This window comes from Kitasatospora sp. NPDC004614 (genome assembly GCF_042873675.1).
Lineage (GTDB): Bacteria > Actinomycetota > Actinomycetes > Streptomycetales > Streptomycetaceae > Kitasatospora.
Map to the genome: position 1 here is coordinate 952655 of NZ_JBIALR010000001.1, position 14226 is coordinate 966880.

A 14226-nucleotide genomic window follows, 5' to 3' on the forward strand; every position below is an offset into this window, starting at 1 on the left:
CCATACTCGATCGCATGACCGAGGAACTGCCGCCCGAATACGCACCCCACTACCCCGACGTCGCCCGGGCCGGCTCGCTGCGCGCCGCCCTCCAGGCGGAGGCCGACCGGGCCGGGCTCCGGCTGGAGGGCGGGCCGACGGAGACCACGGCCTGGCGGCTGACCGACGCGAAGGTGCGGTCGGGCGAGCGGACGGTGTACGTCGATCTCCTCCCCGGCGACCGGCAGTTCACGGTGGCCTGCTACGTCCGGGAGGTCCGGATGGCTTCGGGCCGTACCGACGACCTGGCGGCCGTCGCCGCGGCAGTGGCGGACTGGCAGCGGCCCGTGCCGGTCCGCGAACTCGTCACCCGTCGCCCCTTCCTGGGGACTTGGGAGCTGGCCGAGGCCCACGAGCGCGGCGAACCGATCCCGATCCGCTGGAAGCAGCTGCTCGCCAACCGGAACCGCCGCACCAAGGGCCTGCGCGAGTTCATCGAGGCCGCCCACGCCGAACCCCGCCTACGCGCTCTCTCCCCGGGCATGGCCATGTGGTGGGTGACCTTCAGCCGCCGCGCCGAGGACCCGATCTCCCACGACCTCCCCATGGTCCGCCCGCTCGGCGAGGACCGCTTCGAAGTCCGCCACCGCGCGGAGGACCGCCCCCCACTGATCACCACCGGCGTCGCGGCCACCGTTGCCGCCGTCCTCGACCTGCTCCCCGAGGACGCGGTGCCCGAGCCGCACCTCCCGATGATCTGACCGGCGCGGGCTTCAGTCGGCCGTGTTCGGGCCGAGCACCCGGTAGCGCAGGTGGGTGACGGTCTCGGAGGGGATCACCTCGACGGGCTCCAGGGCGATCCGGAGGCCGTCGAGGAGGCGTTCGCCGGTGCCCAGGGTGACGGGGACGAGGTGCAGGACGAGTTCGTCGAGCAGGCCGGCCCGGAGGTACTGGCGGACGGTGGCGGCGCCGCCGGCGATCTCGACGTCCTGTTCGCCGGCGGCGGCGCGGGCCCGGTCGAGGGCGGCCTCGATGCCGTCGGTGACGAACTCGAAGGTGGTGCCGCCGGCCATCGGGAGCGGCTTGCGGGGGTGGTGGGTGAGTACGAACACCGGCGCGTGGTACGGCGGTTCGGCTCCCCACCAGCCCGTCCAGCTCTCGTCCCAGGCGCCCCGGCCCGGGCCGAACATGTTCCGCCCCATGATGTGCGCGCCGGTGTTCGCGTGCAGCACGCCCAGCAGGTGCGCGTCCTGCTCACGCCCCGGCCGGTCGGTCTCGAACATCCAGGAGGTCAGGGCCTCCCTGGCGCCCGTGCCGAATGGGTACTCCAGGCTCTGGTCGGGCCCGGCGGTGAACCCGTCCAGCGAGATGGCCATGTTGGCGGTGACGATTCCCACGAGGGCTCCCGGTGGCTTCGACGGCGGTGTTTCCCCGGCGATGCTAGGCAGCGGGGCGGCCGATCAGTGGGAGCCGCGGGGCGGAGTGTCCTGCGGGGTGTCGTCCGGCAGGTCCGGGAGCTCGGGCGGGTCGAGGCGGACGCGGCGGTCGGTCGGGTTGTCCGCCAGGTAGCGGACGGTGGCCTTCGCACCGAGCTGCGGTGGCAGGTGCACCCGGAACTCGTACCTGGCGCGGACGGTGGGTTCCCCGTCCTGCCCGTCGGTATAGCGGAGTGTCAGGGTGGTGGCCGTCCGGCCCCAGTTGTCGATCTCTTCGAGCGACTTGCCGATCGCGACCACCACGGCCCGGCGGGTCACCGCCTCGGCGGCGAACCGCCGTTCCGCCAGGGCGCGTTCGCGAGGCTGGTTCAGGCAGAACAGCCGCCGCCTGCGATCCTTCCGGGCGGTGAACACCACCCCGACCGCGGCGGCCACCGCCACCGGCAGCGGCCAGGGGCTGGGCATCCCGACGGACGCGCCGATCGCCATGGTGGAGACGGCGGTCAGGGTGGCCGTCCACGGCCCGAAGACCGGATGGATGTGCTCCAGGGTGTCCAGGCCGGCCGCCGCGAAGGCCATGAAGGCCCCGTACGTGACCGCCGCCATCACCAGTGCGGCCGGCTGCTCCCGGTACCCCGCCCCGGTCAGCCAGCCGCCGACCAGCCCGATCAGCACGGCGATCGCCAGACCCACCCAGCGCAGCCAGAACAGGCGCGGCCACTTCCCCGCCGGGGGTATCGAACGTTGGTAGTCCATGGGCGGGGATGTTAACTGCTCTACCGCAGTGGTTCGTTCGCGTCCTGCGGGGTGTCGAGCGGGCGTTCGCGCAGGGCCTGTTCGCGCGGCTTGTCGGTGGCTCGCGGCAGCCGCTCACGGTACTTTCGGGCGATCTGCACCAGCCAGACCGCAGCGGCCGCCGCCAGCGCCAGCGGCCGGAGGTCGGCCGCCCCGGCGGCCGCCCCGAGCGCGAAGGTGAGGGTGGCGACCACGGCGGCCGTCCACCCTCCGAACATCGGGGCGCGGGTGCGGGGGTCCTTCCGCCCGGCCAGCGCGAGGGCCATGAATGCCGCGAACGTCACCGGCCCCAGGACCGGCGCCGCCGACATGTGGCGGCCGGTCAGCCAGCCGCCGACCAGCCCGACCAGCAGCGTGATCGCCAGGAGCACCCGGCGAGACCAGGGAAGTCGCTGCCACTGTCCCGCCGGTGGCACCGATCCTTCGTTGTCCATGGGCCGGGATGGTAGCGGTTCTGCTGCCGGAGCGGAGTCGCGTCCCGAGGGGTGTCCTCCGTCGCGGGCTGTTCGCCGGGCGGTGGGTCCGTCAGGCGTCGCGCAGCAGGCAGGTCAGGCGGCAGCTGCTGATGCGTTTTCCGGCGGCGTCGGTGATGGCGACCTCGTAGGTGGCGGCGGTGCGGCCGCGGAATACGGCGGTCGCGATGCCGGTGACGTGGCCGTCGGTGGCGGGGCGGTGGTGGGTGGCGTTGAGATCGACGCCGACCGCGTAGCGGTTGGGCCCGGCGTGCAGGGCCGCGCCGATCGAGCCGAGCGACTCCGCGAGGGCGGCGGAGGCGCCGCCGTGCAGCAGGCCGTACGGCTGCTCGTTGCCGTCGACCGGCATGGTGCCCACGACCCGGTCCGGGGTGGCTTCGAGGATGCGGATGCCCATCCGTTCGGCGAGGCGGCCGAGCGGGATGCGATCGGGGTGGGCGCCGAACTCGGCGACATGGTCGGTGAGTTCGGCGGGAAGGTCCTGGAGCGGGTCGAGCGGGGTTGCCTGGTTGGTCATGGTGTTCCTGTCCTGCGGGGTGGCCGCATTCAGCCTGGTGGCGGCGGCTCGAGCAATTGCTTCAGGACTGTAGCTACAGATGTGAAGCTTTCACAAGATAGGCTGGCGCCATGGTCCGACCGCCCACGCCCGCGAAGCGCCCCTACGCCCCGCGGATGGCCCCCGCCGAGCGGCGGGAGCAACTCCTGGACACGGCACTGGAGATCATCAACCGCGACGGCGTGGCAGCCGTCTCGGTCGATGCCGTCGCCAAGGCCGCCGGGGTCACCCGGCCGGTGGTCTACGGGCAGTTCACCGACGCGGACCACCTGCTGCGCGCCCTGCTCGAACGCGAAGGGGAACGGGCCCAGGCCCAGATCGCGGCCACGCTGCCGCGCGACCTGAACGGAGCGGACCCCGTCGAGGTCTTCACCGGCGTCGCCCGCGGCTACTACGACGCGGTGGTCACCGCCCCGAGCCGCTGGCGCGCGATCCTGCTCCCGGTGGACGGCTCACCGCCCGCCGTGCGCAGGTACAAGGAGCGCAGCGACGCGCTGGTCCGGGAGCAGTTCGCCCACGCCGTCCGCTGGTTCCTCCGCGACGCCGACGACGCCGACGACGTCGCCGATCTCGACGTCGAACTGCTGATCCGGGTGCTGCTGGCGGCACTTGAGGAAGGCGGCCGGCTCGTGCTCAACGCCCCCGACGAGTACCCGCCCGAGCGCCTCACCGCGATGGCCCGGTTCCTGGTCGAGACCTTCCTGCACCGCTACCCGTACACGGCGCGCTGAGCCGGCGTCGATCCGGCGTCGTCCTGGTGGGGGAGTCGAGCCGCATCGACCTGATGGCGTAGCAGCGGCCACTCGTTGGTGCACTCCGCAGGGCCGTCCCGGCTGCCCGTACCGCCGAGCGGCGCGGGCCTGGCCGATGATCACAGGCACCGCCCTCGCCCCCTGGAGGCCCCGATGCCAGCCAGCAGCCCGCCCAGGCGCATCCTCGTCGTCTGCCTCGGCAACTACTGCCGGAGCCCGTTCGCCGCCCGGGTGCTCACGGACCTCGGTGGCGGGGCGCTGGAGGTGCGCTCCGCCGGATTGATCGGCAGGTGGCAGGAGGCGCACCCCGAGATGGTCGCCGTGGCGGGCGTCCTCGGCTACGACCTGACCGTCCACCACCCCACCCGCGTCACGGCGGAAATGATCGAATGGGCCGACCTGGTCCTCGCCATGGACCACGCCGTGCTGGACCGGCTCTTCGCCCTGGTCGGCCCCGACAGCACCACCGAGATGCGCCTCTACCTCGACCACGACCGCGACGTCCCCGACCCGATGGGCCGCTCCGCCGTCGAGTTCGTCTACTGCGCCCTGCTGATCGAGGCGGGCGCGGCCATCCACCTGCCCTGACGGGCCGTCAATGCCGGGGGACGCTAGGTTTCCCCTGCACTTTCGTCGAACGATCACCGGGGGGTGGGTCGGCACGTGATCTACAACATTTTCGTGACGGGGTCGCTGGGCCCGGAACGGCTGAAGCCGGCGCTGGCCGAACAGTTCTCCGTGTCGCCCGAGAACGTCGACGTGGCGCACTCCGACGAGTGGGAGGTGCGCGACTGGGACGCGCAGGTGATCTGCGAGTTCCGCCCGACGAGCGGCGACACCTGCCTGATGCTCGACATCTCGGTGGTCGACAGCGTTCAGGGCCAGCCCACCGAGCCCGAGTTCGCGATCCTCCTCGCCGCGCGCCTTCAGCTGCCCGTCCTGTTCCCCGACCCGTGCATCGATCCGAGTGCGTACTGGGTCGCCGACCCGCTGGGAAAGACGGCGCGTGCGCGCCTGTACGCACCCGACGAGGAGGGCGGGAACTACGTCATCGATGCCGTCGATGCGCCGATTGCGGGCCTGCCGGGTATTCCCGTGAAGAATTTCGAGGAAGCGGTCCGAAGGTTCCGGCCGGAGAGGCACCGCCGTCCGGTCGAAATCCCCTGGGACGTGGAACAAGCCGGGTGAGCCTGGTCAGCCGAACTTCGGCGCGAGGTGCGCGGACAGGGCGCGCAGGAAGTCTGGGGCGTCGAAGATCGCGCCCGCGGAGGCGACGCCGGTGGTCCGGGTGCGGCCGGTGAGGATGCGGTCGACGGCCTCCACCGCGAGTGGTGCGGTGACGGCGTAGATGTCCTGGCCGGCGGCGGACGCGCGGCGTTCGGTGTCGCCGGAGCGGACCAGGACGTCGACGACGAAGGTCTGGGCGGAGCGGCCGCGTTCGTCGACGGCGGTCGGCGCCGGGGCGTCGGGGGCGGACAGGTCGGCGGCCGCGTTGGTGGTCATGTAGGTGCGCACCTCCGGGACGGCCAGGTGGCTGGGGACGGTGACGACATCGGCCATGGTGAACTCGCCGAGGACGCGCCGCAGGCCGAGCGGGGCCGGGAAGGGCCAGTCGAGGGTCGGCAGGGCGTCGTCGTGGTGCTCCAACTGCCCACCGGTGAAGCGGAGTCGGCGGCCGCCCCGGCGCTGCCCGGAGACCGCGCCGGCGGCGAGCGTGCCGGCGGTGGGGTGCCAGCTGCTCAGGCCGTAGGCGATGTGCGCCTCGTCCGCCGCCGTCCAGTCGCCCATCGCGGCTGTCACCAGCAGGTCGCCGAGGCCGCCGTAGAAGGCCATCGCCGGGACCACCACCGTGCCGGCTGCGCGGGCGCGTTCCGCGAACTGGGCGAAGGTGTCGAGGTTCGCCTCGATCTCGGCCGCCACGTCGACGTACGGGATCCCGGCCCGCAGTGCCGCCTCGATCAGCGGGGCGGCGGTGGTGGCGAACGGTCCGGCGCAGTTGATCACGGCGGCGGCGCCGCGCAGGGCGCGGTCGAGCGCGGCCGGATCGTCCACCGAGGCCTGCCGTGCCTCGAAGCCCGGTGGAACCAGCGCCGCCAGCTTGTCCCGGTCGCGGCCGACGAGCAGCGGGAGGTACCCGCGCTCGTGCAACTCCGCGACCACGAACCGTCCGGTGTGCCCGTAGGCCCCGTACACCGCCACCACGTTCCGGCTCGACACCATCCGTCTGCTCCCGCGTGCTCGAAGTGAACTGCCAGGAAGATCCTGTCCGTTCGGGGATCCGGCGCCCAGTGTCCGGAACGACACGACCCGTACAATTTCCGACATGACCCCTGCCGCCGCGCGCTCCGTCGCGATCGCCGCCACCGACGGCATGCTGCACTTCGAACTCGCCCTCGCCCAGGAGGTGTTCGGCTCGCGCCCGGACGCGGTGCCGGGGCCCTGGTACGAGGTCAGGGTGTGCGGCACGCGGGCCGTCCGGGTCGGCCGGTTCCTGCTGGAGCCGGACTGCGGGCTCGACCGGCTGGCGGACGCCGACACCGTGATCGTCCCCGCCTTGGCGGACGTCGACCGGGAGCCGCCGGCCGACCTGGTCGAGGCGGTGCGCGCGGCCCACACGGCGGGGGCGCGGGTGGTGTCGCTGTGCACCGGCGTGCTCGCGCTCGCCGCCGCCGGACTGCTGGACGGGCTGCGCGCGACCACGCACTGGGCGCACACCGAGGAACTGGCCAGGCGCTACCCCCGGGTGGAGGTCGACCCGGACGTGCTCTACGTCGACAACGGCCAGGTGCTCACGTCCGCCGGCAAGGCCGCGGCGATGGACCTGTGCCTGCACCTGGTCCGCCGCGACCACGGCTCGGCGATCGCCAACGTGGTCGCCCGGCGCCTGGTCGTGCCGCCCCACCGGGCAGGCGGCCAGGCCCAGTTCGTCACCACGCCGGTGCCCGTGCAGGACGACCACCCGCTGGCCGAGCTGCTCCCGTGGGCGATGCGGCGGCTGGACCGGCCACTTACCGTGGAGGACCTGGCCCGGCGGGCGAACCTGAGCTCGCGCCACCTGGCCCGGCACTTCCGCTCGGTGACCGGAACCACCCCGCTGCAGTGGCTGCTGACGCAGCGGATCCGGCGTGCGCAGGAACTGCTGGAGACCACGGACGACAGTGTCGACACCATCGCCGCGGCCTCGGGCCTGGGCACCTCGACCACGCTGCGCCGCCACTTCCACCGCACGATCGGGGTGCCGCCGGACACCTACCGCCGCACCTTCCGGGCGTGACTATGCGCGGCGGGCGACCGACAGCAGGACGTCCACCAGCCGCTCCGCCGCGTCCGGGCGGCCGTGCTCGCGCGCCCGCGCGGCCATCGCGGCCCGCCGTGCGTCGTCCTCCAGCAGCGGGCCGAGTGCCGATCGGAGGTCGTCCGGCGTGACCGTTCCGAGCAGGGCGACGGCCGCGCCCGCCTGCTCCAAGTGGGCGGCGTTGTGGGCCTGTTCGTTGCCCGCGGCCGAGGCCAGCGGGACGAAGACGGCCGCCTTGCCCAGCGCCGTCAGCTCCGCGAGGGTGCCCGCGCCGCTGCGGCTGACCACCACGTCCGCCAGGGCCAGGACGTCCGGCAGTTCGGCTCCCATGAAGCCCGTCAGGTAGTAGCGGCCCATCAGGTGGGCCGGCAGCCGCGCCGCCCGGGCGTTCAGGTCGGCCTCGTTCGCCGGGCCGCACTGGTGGACCACGTTCGCGCGTTCCAGCAGCCACGGCAGGACGCCGGACACCAGGTCGTTGATCTGCGCCGAGCCCTGCGCGCCGCCCGTCACGTACACCGTCGGCAGCGAACGGTCGAAGCCGTACAGGCCGAGCGCCGCCACCGCCTTGTCCGGGTGGCCGGTCAGCACCGCCGGGCGGACCGGGTTGCCCGTCACCACGACGGTGCTGCGGGCGGCTTCCGGCAGCAGCGGGAGCGTCGACTCCGAGGAGACCGCGACCCGGGTCGCCGCCCGGGCCAGCACCTTGTTCGCCAGGCCCAGCCGCACCGTCTGCTCGTGCACCACCAGCGGGGCCCGGCACGAACGGGCCGCCAGGCCCACCGGCACCGCCACGTACCCGCCCGTCGCCAGCACCACGTCCGGCCCGAACTTCCGGATCAGCGACCGGGCCTGGACCGCGCCCCACGGCACCCGGAGCATGTCCCGCACGTTCGCCGGGGACAGCAGCTTCAGCGGATTGCTCGACCGCCGCACCTTGCCCGTGGCGACCGGCTCGAACGGAATCCCCTCCGCTGGCGCGATCCGCGCCTCCAGGCCCTTCGCGGTGCCCACCCAGAGCACGTCCACGCCGCGACGCTCCGCCGCCAGCCGCTGCTGCAACGCCCGCACCGCCGTCAGCGCCGGGTAGGTGTGCCCGCCGGTGCCGCCGCCCGTCACCACCAGCCTGAGCGCCCTCTGTTCGCCTGCCATCCGCGTCCTCCTCCAGATCGTTCTGTGCTGCTGTGGTCCAGGGTGCACGCTTACCTGGCGGTCAGTCATATTCGTTGGAGTGTCGATGGGGAGGGGCGCTGATGCGCGAGGCGTACATGGATCCGGCGGTCGCTGCCGCTGTGGCGGCCCGGGGCGGAGTCCCGGCGCCGTTGACGCCGGAGCGGCTGCGGGAGTGGCAGCGGGCGGACGCGGGGGTCCGGCCACGGCCGGGGCTGCGGGAGTTGACGGACGGGGGCCGCTTCGAGGTGGGCGTCGGCGAGGGCGTGGTGTGGGCGCGGCCGACCGGGCTTCGCGGGCGGCTGCCGGTGCTCTTCTACCTGCACGGGGGCGGGCTGATCGGCGGCAACGCGTACTCCGTACTGCCGCGCGTGCTGCGGGAGTTGGCGCAGCCGCTGGGCCTCGCGGTGGTGTCCGCGGAGTACCCGCTCGCACCGGACGCCACCTACCCGCAGCCGCTGCACGCCTGCCGGGAGGCGCTGCGCTGGACGGTGGCCAACGCCGACGCGCTGGGGATCGACCCGTCGCGGGTGGTCCTCGCCGGCAAGAGCGCCGGGGGCGGCCTCGCCGCCGCGCTCGCACTGCTGCTGCGGGACGAGGGCGGGCCGGTGACGCTCGGTCAACTCCTGCTCAGCCCGATGCTCGACGACCGGGGCGGCACCGCGTCCGCCCGCCAACTGGCCGGCCACGACACCTGGGACGCCACCTCCAACGCCACCGCCTGGCAGGCCGCCCTCGGCCCGGCTCGCGGCACCGCCGACGTCCCGCCGTACGCCGCGCCCGCCCGCGCCACCTCACTGGCGGGCCTGCCGCCCGCGTACCTGGAGGTCGGTTCGGCGGAAACCTTCCGCGACGAGGTGGTGGCCTACGCGAACACCCTCTGGCAGCACGGCGGCCACGCCGAACTGCACGTCTGGCCGGGCGCCTGCCACGGCTTCGACACCTTCGCCCCGCACGCCGCCGTCAGCCACGCGGCGGTGGCGGCCCGGCGCGGGTGGCTGGGGCGGCTGCTGGCGGGGTGACGCGGGCGTCGGACGTCAGGTGGGTGGCTGGTGTGCTCGGCCCGCTCGGTCCGCTCGCAGGATTCGCGAGACGTGGATCCGCGCCTCATGAGGTTCTTCTCGCCGAGATGGCGGGCAGCACCACTGCGGTGTCGTCGCGATCAAGGGGCCCGGTGGCCGGCTCAGCAACCGCTTGGGTGATCAGCGTGGCCGATCGTCGGTCAGAGTGTGCCGCCGAGCCCACGCGCCAATCGCGTCGGCGATGGCCTGGGGTTGGTCCTCGGGGGCGTGGTGGCCGGCCGGTCCGCAGTGCCGGGTTTCCAGCGCGGCAATGTTCTCCGCGCACCAGTCGGCCATCTCTTTGCCGATCAGCAGGGTGGGCGAGGAGTCGAAGGTGAGCAGCAACTTGGGGACCTCGTCGCTGTCGGCCAGCCACTCGACATACTGCTCGACCCGTTCGGCGACATCGGTCGGCTGCCCGTCCAGCGGTAGCGAGCGTGCCCACTCCAGCACCGGGCGGCGGCTTTCCCGAGTGGGGTACGGCGCCCGGTAGGGCTGCATGTCCGCCTCGCTGACCGGGTTCAGCACGCCTCCGGTGAAGGCCGACTCCAGGAAGACGCTCTGATCCAGCACCAGCGTCTCGCCCTGGGGTCCGCGCATGGCCTGGGCACGCGAGCGCGGTCCGTCGCCCAGCTCGTTCCAGGACATCGGCCGAACAATGGTTTCGAAGAAGGCCATGCCGCGGATCCGATCGGGGTGGCGAGTTGCCCAGTCGAAGGCGAGTGCGCCGCCCCAGTCGTGGCCGACGAGCACCACCCCGTCCAGGCCCAGCTGGTCGAACCAGTCGTCCAGGTAGCGGGCGTGGTCGGCGAACCGGTACGGCACGTTGGGCTTGCCGGAGCGGCCCATGCCGATCAAGTCCGGGGCGAGCAGGCGGGCGGGCAGGTCGAGTTCGGGCAGCACCTTGCGCCACAGGTGGGACGAGCTGGGGTTGCCGTGCAGAAAGACGAAGGGGGTACCGCTGCCCGCCTCCTCGTAGAACATCGTCGAGTCCAGTACGTCCGCCACCGGCATGACGTCCTCCTATTGGTTCGTCACACTAACATTCCATCGCCGGGCAGAGTATTTTGTTAGTGTGACTAGCGCAAGGGATATGGGCATGGGCAACTACCCGCCCGACACGGCTCGTTCGGCCGACCGGCAGGCCACTGCCGCGCGGCTGTGGAATCTGCGGACCCGGCTCCTGTCGCTGGCCGCGATCCAGTCGGATCGTCTGGTGAACGAGAAGCTGGTGCGGGAGGGCGCCCGCAAGTGGCATTTCGCGGTACTCGCCACACTGGACGAGTTCGGACCCGCAAGCCAGGCAGAACTGGTCTCCCGCGCCAGGATCTACCGCAGTGACATGGTCGCGGTCATCAACGAGCTGGCCGATCGCGGACTGGTGGAACGCTCGCCCAACCCCGCCGACCGCCGCCAGAACGTCATTACCCTCACCCGGCAGGGCCGCCGCCAACTGCTGAAGCTGGACAAACTGCTGACCGAAGCGGAGAACGAGGTGCTCGCGCCACTGACGCCTCAGGAGCGCGAGCAGTTGGCCCGACTCCTCGCTGTCCTTGTGCACCACCACGGCCAGGACATGTGAACAAGCCGCGTGCCCTCGGCGCGGTGTGGCGGTGCATCCCGGTCGGCCGGGCGGTGGTGGGTCAGCCCGGGATGTCGGTGGGGGTCCAGTTGGTGGAGGTCCAGCCGGTGGCGGTGCGGGTGAGGTGGAGGTGCTGGTGGTTGCGGTCGGGGGAGGCCTGCCAGAGCTCGGCGGTGACGGCGTGCAGGGCGTAGCAGCGGAGGGTGGGGGAGGGGGTGGTGCAGTCCGGTGCGGGACGGACGGGGCCGCGGAGGCGGACCTGGCGGCCCGGGTGGGGCCAGTAGACGGTGAGGGCGGCGTCCGGGTGGGCGGCGAGTTGGCGGGCCTTCGGGGAGTCGGGTTCGGTCCAGAAGTGCCAGGCGCCGGCGGCCGGGTCGATGTCGCGCAGGACGAGCACCCGGGCGTCCGGGCGGCCCTCGGCGTCGACCGTGGAGAGCGTCATCACCTGCGCGTCCGGGACGTCCGCCGCGAGGGCGTCCAGCAGCCAGGCGGTGAACAGGGCGGCCGGGTCGGCAGGGGTGGCCGGGTCCGGGGGCGGGTAGGTGGTGGCCGCGAGGACCGGATGGGCGATCAGGGCCCGGACCAGCGGGCCGGGTTCGGTGCGGTCGGTCAAGGCGTCTCCCGGGGTGGCTTCGGGTCACCCTATCGAGCGCTTATTAGACTCAATGTTGATAAGAACTGCCGAACCTCTTGTCGGGCCCGCTACCCGCGAGTAGTTTGCCCCTGTGCCCACGGGTCCACCGGGACTCCCCGGAGGCCGGCCCGCCGCTCCGTCAGCCCCCCAGTCGCAGGTACAGGAGGCACCCCCATGCCGCGCCCCACCCCCTCCCGCAGCCTTCGGCCCGGGCAGTCCGCGTCCGTGCACGACAACCTCGTCCTCGAACCCCGCGACGTCCACTTCGACTGGTCGCAGCTCCCCCTGCACTGGATCCCCGACGAGCCGATGGCCACCCACACCATCAACGTGCTGCACCTGCTGCTTCCCGAGGGCGAACGGTGGTTCGTCAAGGTGTTCAAGGAAGCGCTGCCGCTGATCCGCGACGACCAACTGCGGGAGGAGGTCCTCGGATTCATCGGCCAGGAGGCGATACACGCCGAGGCCCACCAGGAAGTCCTCGACCACCTGCTCGGGCAGGGCCTCGACCCGCGACCGTACGTCCGCCAGATCAGCTGGCTGTTCCGCCGCGTCCTCGGCGACAAGCCCGGACTGAACGCGCGCCAGCGCCGCGAGAACATCATCGAACGGGTCGCCTTCATCGCCGCGATCGAACACTTCACCGCGTTCCTCGGCAACTGGGCCCTCAACTCGCCCGGCCTCGACCGCGCCAAGGCCGACCCCACCATGGTCGACCTGCTGCGCTGGCACGGCGCGGAAGAAGTCGAACACCGCAGCGTCGCCTACGACTTGATGCGGCACCTCGACCCCGGCTACCTGCGACGCATCCGCGGCATGGCCGTCTCCGGGCCGCTGCTGGTCCACCTGTGGATCCGGGGTGCGCGCTTCATGCTCGCCGCCGACCCGTCGCTGGACGGGAGGGTGGTGCCGACCTGGCGGGAGGCCCAGAAAGCCGCGAGGCGGGGACTGCTCCCCGAACCGGCCCGGTTCGTGCGGTCGGCGCTGCGGTACTTCAGCCCCGGGTACCACCCCACGAACGAGGGCAGCTCTTCGCAGGCGCTCGCGTATCTGGCGAAGTCGCCTGCGGCAAGGGCTGCCGCGACGCGATAAGCGTTGCGAGACCAGGGAGAGCACAACCAGGGGCGCGGGGAACTGTGCGAAGGGGAACGGGACTTCGGAAAGATCCGGGGTCCTGGAGCACTCGAATCCTGGTTGCGGCCCACGCGAAAGGGTGCACGCCCATGGGGGCCGTCCACGTGCAACTGGCTGTCGGAGCACGGATCTTCCGGACGCGTTCGTTCCCCTTCGCGCCGTTCCCCGCGCCCCTGTCTTCGCGCCCACCTGCTTTCGCAACCCTTCTCTCCCCGCCCTTCTCTTTCCACCCCCGAGAGCACCCGGAGTCGTACCCCCATGGATCTCGAAACCCCGCCGCCCGACCTTTACGGCCGCCCCCGGGCCGATCGGATGTTTGCCCGGCTGACCGCGTTCGGTGATTGGTACAGTCCGGCGCTCGGGCGGCCGGGGTTGCGTCGGAGTCCCCGGCGGGGGGAGTCGCGGGGGGTGCCGCCGTTGTACCTGGTGGTGACGTCGCACCAGGTCATTGCCGAGGGCGTCGTGGAGTTGCGACTGGCCGACCCCTCGGGCGGGACGCTGCCGCAGTGGCAGCCGGGTGCGCGGGTGCTGGTGACGTTGCCCTCGGGGCGGGAGCGCCACTACTCCCTGTGCGGGGATCCGGCAGATCGGCACGGGTACCGGGTCGCGGTGCGGCGGATCGCCGATGGCGGGGGCGGGTCGGTGGAGGTGCACGACGAGGTGCATGTGGGGATGCGGTTGCGGGTGCGGCGGCCCCGGAACGGGTTCGCGTTCTGTGGGGAGCCGCAGGTGCTGTTCCTGGCCGGCGGGATCGGGATCACGCCGCTGCTGCCGATGGCCCGGGCGGCCCAACACGCGGGTATCGACTGGAAGTTGATCCACACCGGCCGCACGGCCGACGCGCTGCCGTTCACCGCGGAGCTGAAGGCGCTCGACCCGCGCCGGGTGGAGGTGCGGACCGACGACGTGCACGGAGTGCCGGACGCGGCCGAGTTGCTCTCGCACGCCTCGCGGGGCGCCGCGGTGTACGTGTGCGGCCCGGCGCCGATGCTGAGTGCCGTGCAGCGGGCGCTCGACGCCTCGCCCGCGGCGTCGTTGCACTTCGAGCGGTTCGGCGCCGCGCCGATCGTGGACGGGCGGCCGTTCACGATCCGGCTCGGGGAGGGCGGGGAGCCGGTGACCGTCCCGGCGGACCGTTCCGCGCTGGACGTGGCAAGGGAGTTGAAGCCGGACCTGGCGTACTCCTGCAAGCAGGGTTTCTGCGGGACGTGCGTGCTGAAGGTGGCGTCCGGGACGCCCGAGCACCGCGACCGCAGGCTGACCGGGGAGCAGCGGGCCGAGGGTCTGATGCTGCCGTGCGTGTCCCGAGCCGCCGAGGGCGAGACCCTCGTGCTGGAGGTGTAAGCGTTGACTTCCTCCCCG

At 72.6% G+C, this 14226-nt stretch carries 17 protein-coding genes; 9 read left to right on the forward strand and 8 right to left on the reverse strand.

Annotated elements, in window-relative coordinates; genetic code table 11:
• Positions 1 to 14: 14 nt before the first annotated feature.
• A complete protein-coding gene (locus ACFYST_RS04165; RefSeq protein WP_387859701.1) occupies positions 15 to 740 on the forward strand; it encodes a DUF6193 family natural product biosynthesis protein in 726 nt (241 codons plus the stop codon).
• 12 nt (positions 741 to 752) lie between these two features.
• On the opposite strand, the gene ACFYST_RS04170 is transcribed toward ACFYST_RS04165, so the two are convergent.
• The 4 genes from ACFYST_RS04170 to ACFYST_RS04185 form a co-directional block, all read right to left on the reverse strand.
• The gene (locus ACFYST_RS04170) at positions 753 to 1355 is read right to left on the reverse strand and encodes a dihydrofolate reductase family protein (RefSeq protein ID WP_387860087.1); all 603 of its coding nucleotides are present in this window, start codon (positions 1353 to 1355) and stop codon (positions 753 to 755) included.
• A gap of 84 nt (positions 1356 to 1439) precedes the next feature.
• Positions 1440 to 2171, reverse strand: coding sequence for a hypothetical protein (locus tag ACFYST_RS04175; protein WP_387859702.1), 732 nt, complete (start codon positions 2169 to 2171; stop codon positions 1440 to 1442).
• 20 nt (positions 2172 to 2191) lie between these two features.
• A complete protein-coding gene (locus ACFYST_RS04180) occupies positions 2192 to 2644 on the reverse strand; it encodes a hypothetical protein (protein ID WP_387859704.1) in 453 nt (150 codons plus the stop codon).
• A gap of 91 nt (positions 2645 to 2735) precedes the next feature.
• Positions 2736 to 3200 (reverse strand): PaaI family thioesterase, encoded by a 465-nt coding sequence (locus ACFYST_RS04185; protein WP_387634599.1) that lies wholly within the window; start codon positions 3198 to 3200, stop codon positions 2736 to 2738.
• Between the two features lie 110 nt (positions 3201 to 3310).
• Between ACFYST_RS04185 and ACFYST_RS04190 the strand changes: the two genes are divergently transcribed.
• The 3 genes from ACFYST_RS04190 (at position 3311) to ACFYST_RS04200 (ending at position 5179) form a co-directional block, all read left to right on the forward strand.
• Positions 3311 to 3970, forward strand: coding sequence for a TetR/AcrR family transcriptional regulator (locus ACFYST_RS04190; protein ID WP_387859706.1), 660 nt, complete (start codon positions 3311 to 3313; stop codon positions 3968 to 3970).
• Between the two features lie 174 nt (positions 3971 to 4144).
• Positions 4145 to 4579 (forward strand): low molecular weight phosphotyrosine protein phosphatase, encoded by a 435-nt coding sequence (locus tag ACFYST_RS04195; protein WP_387634594.1) that lies wholly within the window; start codon positions 4145 to 4147, stop codon positions 4577 to 4579.
• A 75-nt stretch (positions 4580 to 4654) separates the two neighbouring features.
• Positions 4655 to 5179, forward strand: coding sequence for a hypothetical protein (locus tag ACFYST_RS04200; protein WP_387859707.1), 525 nt, complete (start codon positions 4655 to 4657; stop codon positions 5177 to 5179).
• A 6-nt stretch (positions 5180 to 5185) separates the two neighbouring features.
• Here ACFYST_RS04200 and ACFYST_RS04205 read toward each other — a convergent pair whose 3' ends face one another.
• Positions 5186 to 6211 (reverse strand): saccharopine dehydrogenase family protein, encoded by a 1026-nt coding sequence (locus tag ACFYST_RS04205; RefSeq protein WP_387859709.1) that lies wholly within the window; start codon positions 6209 to 6211, stop codon positions 5186 to 5188.
• 103 nt (positions 6212 to 6314) lie between these two features.
• On the opposite strand from ACFYST_RS04205, the gene ACFYST_RS04210 reads away from it, so the two are divergent.
• On the forward strand, positions 6315 to 7265 hold the full coding sequence (locus ACFYST_RS04210) for a helix-turn-helix domain-containing protein (protein ID WP_387859710.1): 951 nt from the start codon (positions 6315 to 6317) through the stop codon (positions 7263 to 7265).
• Here ACFYST_RS04210 and murG read toward each other — a convergent pair whose 3' ends face one another.
• A complete protein-coding gene (gene murG / locus ACFYST_RS04215) occupies positions 7266 to 8435 on the reverse strand; it encodes an undecaprenyldiphospho-muramoylpentapeptide beta-N-acetylglucosaminyltransferase (protein ID WP_387859712.1) in 1170 nt (389 codons plus the stop codon).
• 101 nt (positions 8436 to 8536) lie between these two features.
• Here murG and ACFYST_RS04220 point away from each other — a divergent pair, with 101 nt between their 5' ends.
• Complete coding sequence (locus ACFYST_RS04220) at positions 8537 to 9475, forward strand: alpha/beta hydrolase fold domain-containing protein (RefSeq protein WP_387859714.1); 939 nt, start codon at positions 8537 to 8539, stop codon at positions 9473 to 9475.
• 180 nt (positions 9476 to 9655) lie between these two features.
• Here the strand turns inward: ACFYST_RS04220 and ACFYST_RS04225 are convergent, their stop codons facing one another.
• The gene (locus tag ACFYST_RS04225; RefSeq protein WP_387859716.1) at positions 9656 to 10528 is read right to left on the reverse strand and encodes a haloalkane dehalogenase; all 873 of its coding nucleotides are present in this window, start codon (positions 10526 to 10528) and stop codon (positions 9656 to 9658) included.
• Between the two features lie 85 nt (positions 10529 to 10613).
• On the opposite strand from ACFYST_RS04225, the gene ACFYST_RS04230 reads away from it, so the two are divergent.
• The gene (locus ACFYST_RS04230; RefSeq protein WP_387859718.1) at positions 10614 to 11096 is read left to right on the forward strand and encodes a MarR family winged helix-turn-helix transcriptional regulator; all 483 of its coding nucleotides are present in this window, start codon (positions 10614 to 10616) and stop codon (positions 11094 to 11096) included.
• A gap of 61 nt (positions 11097 to 11157) precedes the next feature.
• Here ACFYST_RS04230 and ACFYST_RS04235 read toward each other — a convergent pair whose 3' ends face one another.
• Complete coding sequence (locus ACFYST_RS04235) at positions 11158 to 11709, reverse strand: pyridoxamine 5'-phosphate oxidase family protein (protein WP_387859720.1); 552 nt, start codon at positions 11707 to 11709, stop codon at positions 11158 to 11160.
• Positions 11710 to 11904: 195 nt separating this feature from the next.
• Between ACFYST_RS04235 and ACFYST_RS04240 the strand changes: the two genes are divergently transcribed.
• Positions 11905 to 12822: a metal-dependent hydrolase gene (locus ACFYST_RS04240; RefSeq protein WP_387859721.1), complete on the forward strand. Its 918-nt coding sequence runs from the start codon at positions 11905 to 11907 to the stop codon at positions 12820 to 12822.
• A gap of 450 nt (positions 12823 to 13272) precedes the next feature.
• Positions 13273 to 14208 carry a PDR/VanB family oxidoreductase gene (locus ACFYST_RS04245; RefSeq protein WP_387859723.1) on the forward strand — a complete coding sequence of 312 codons (936 nt, stop codon included), beginning with the start codon at positions 13273 to 13275 and terminating at the stop codon, positions 14206 to 14208.
• The last annotated feature ends 18 nt before the right edge of the window (positions 14209 to 14226 follow it).

What these genes read in the sequence shown, in the direction of transcription:
- ACFYST_RS04165 (WP_387859701.1), top strand. Translation starts at nt 15, where the DNA reads ATGACCGAGGAACTGCCGCCCGAATACGCACCCCACTACCCCGACGTC.
- ACFYST_RS04170 (WP_387860087.1), bottom strand. Translation starts at nt 1,355, where the DNA reads ATGGCCATCTCGCTGGACGGGTTCACCGCCGGGCCCGACCAGAGCCTG.
- ACFYST_RS04175 (WP_387859702.1), bottom strand. Translation starts at nt 2,171, where the DNA reads ATGGACTACCAACGTTCGATACCCCCGGCGGGGAAGTGGCCGCGCCTG.
- ACFYST_RS04180 (WP_387859704.1), bottom strand. Translation starts at nt 2,644, where the DNA reads ATGGACAACGAAGGATCGGTGCCACCGGCGGGACAGTGGCAGCGACTT.
- ACFYST_RS04185 (WP_387634599.1), bottom strand. Translation starts at nt 3,200, where the DNA reads ATGACCAACCAGGCAACCCCGCTCGACCCGCTCCAGGACCTTCCCGCC.
- ACFYST_RS04190 (WP_387859706.1), top strand. Translation starts at nt 3,311, where the DNA reads ATGGTCCGACCGCCCACGCCCGCGAAGCGCCCCTACGCCCCGCGGATG.
- ACFYST_RS04195 (WP_387634594.1), top strand. Translation starts at nt 4,145, where the DNA reads ATGCCAGCCAGCAGCCCGCCCAGGCGCATCCTCGTCGTCTGCCTCGGC.
- ACFYST_RS04205 (WP_387859709.1), bottom strand. Translation starts at nt 6,211, where the DNA reads ATGGTGTCGAGCCGGAACGTGGTGGCGGTGTACGGGGCCTACGGGCAC.
- ACFYST_RS04210 (WP_387859710.1), top strand. Translation starts at nt 6,315, where the DNA reads ATGACCCCTGCCGCCGCGCGCTCCGTCGCGATCGCCGCCACCGACGGC.
- murG (WP_387859712.1), bottom strand. Translation starts at nt 8,435, where the DNA reads ATGGCAGGCGAACAGAGGGCGCTCAGGCTGGTGGTGACGGGCGGCGGC.
- ACFYST_RS04220 (WP_387859714.1), top strand. Translation starts at nt 8,537, where the DNA reads ATGCGCGAGGCGTACATGGATCCGGCGGTCGCTGCCGCTGTGGCGGCC.
- ACFYST_RS04225 (WP_387859716.1), bottom strand. Translation starts at nt 10,528, where the DNA reads ATGCCGGTGGCGGACGTACTGGACTCGACGATGTTCTACGAGGAGGCG.
- ACFYST_RS04230 (WP_387859718.1), top strand. Translation starts at nt 10,614, where the DNA reads ATGGGCAACTACCCGCCCGACACGGCTCGTTCGGCCGACCGGCAGGCC.
- ACFYST_RS04240 (WP_387859721.1), top strand. Translation starts at nt 11,905, where the DNA reads ATGCCGCGCCCCACCCCCTCCCGCAGCCTTCGGCCCGGGCAGTCCGCG.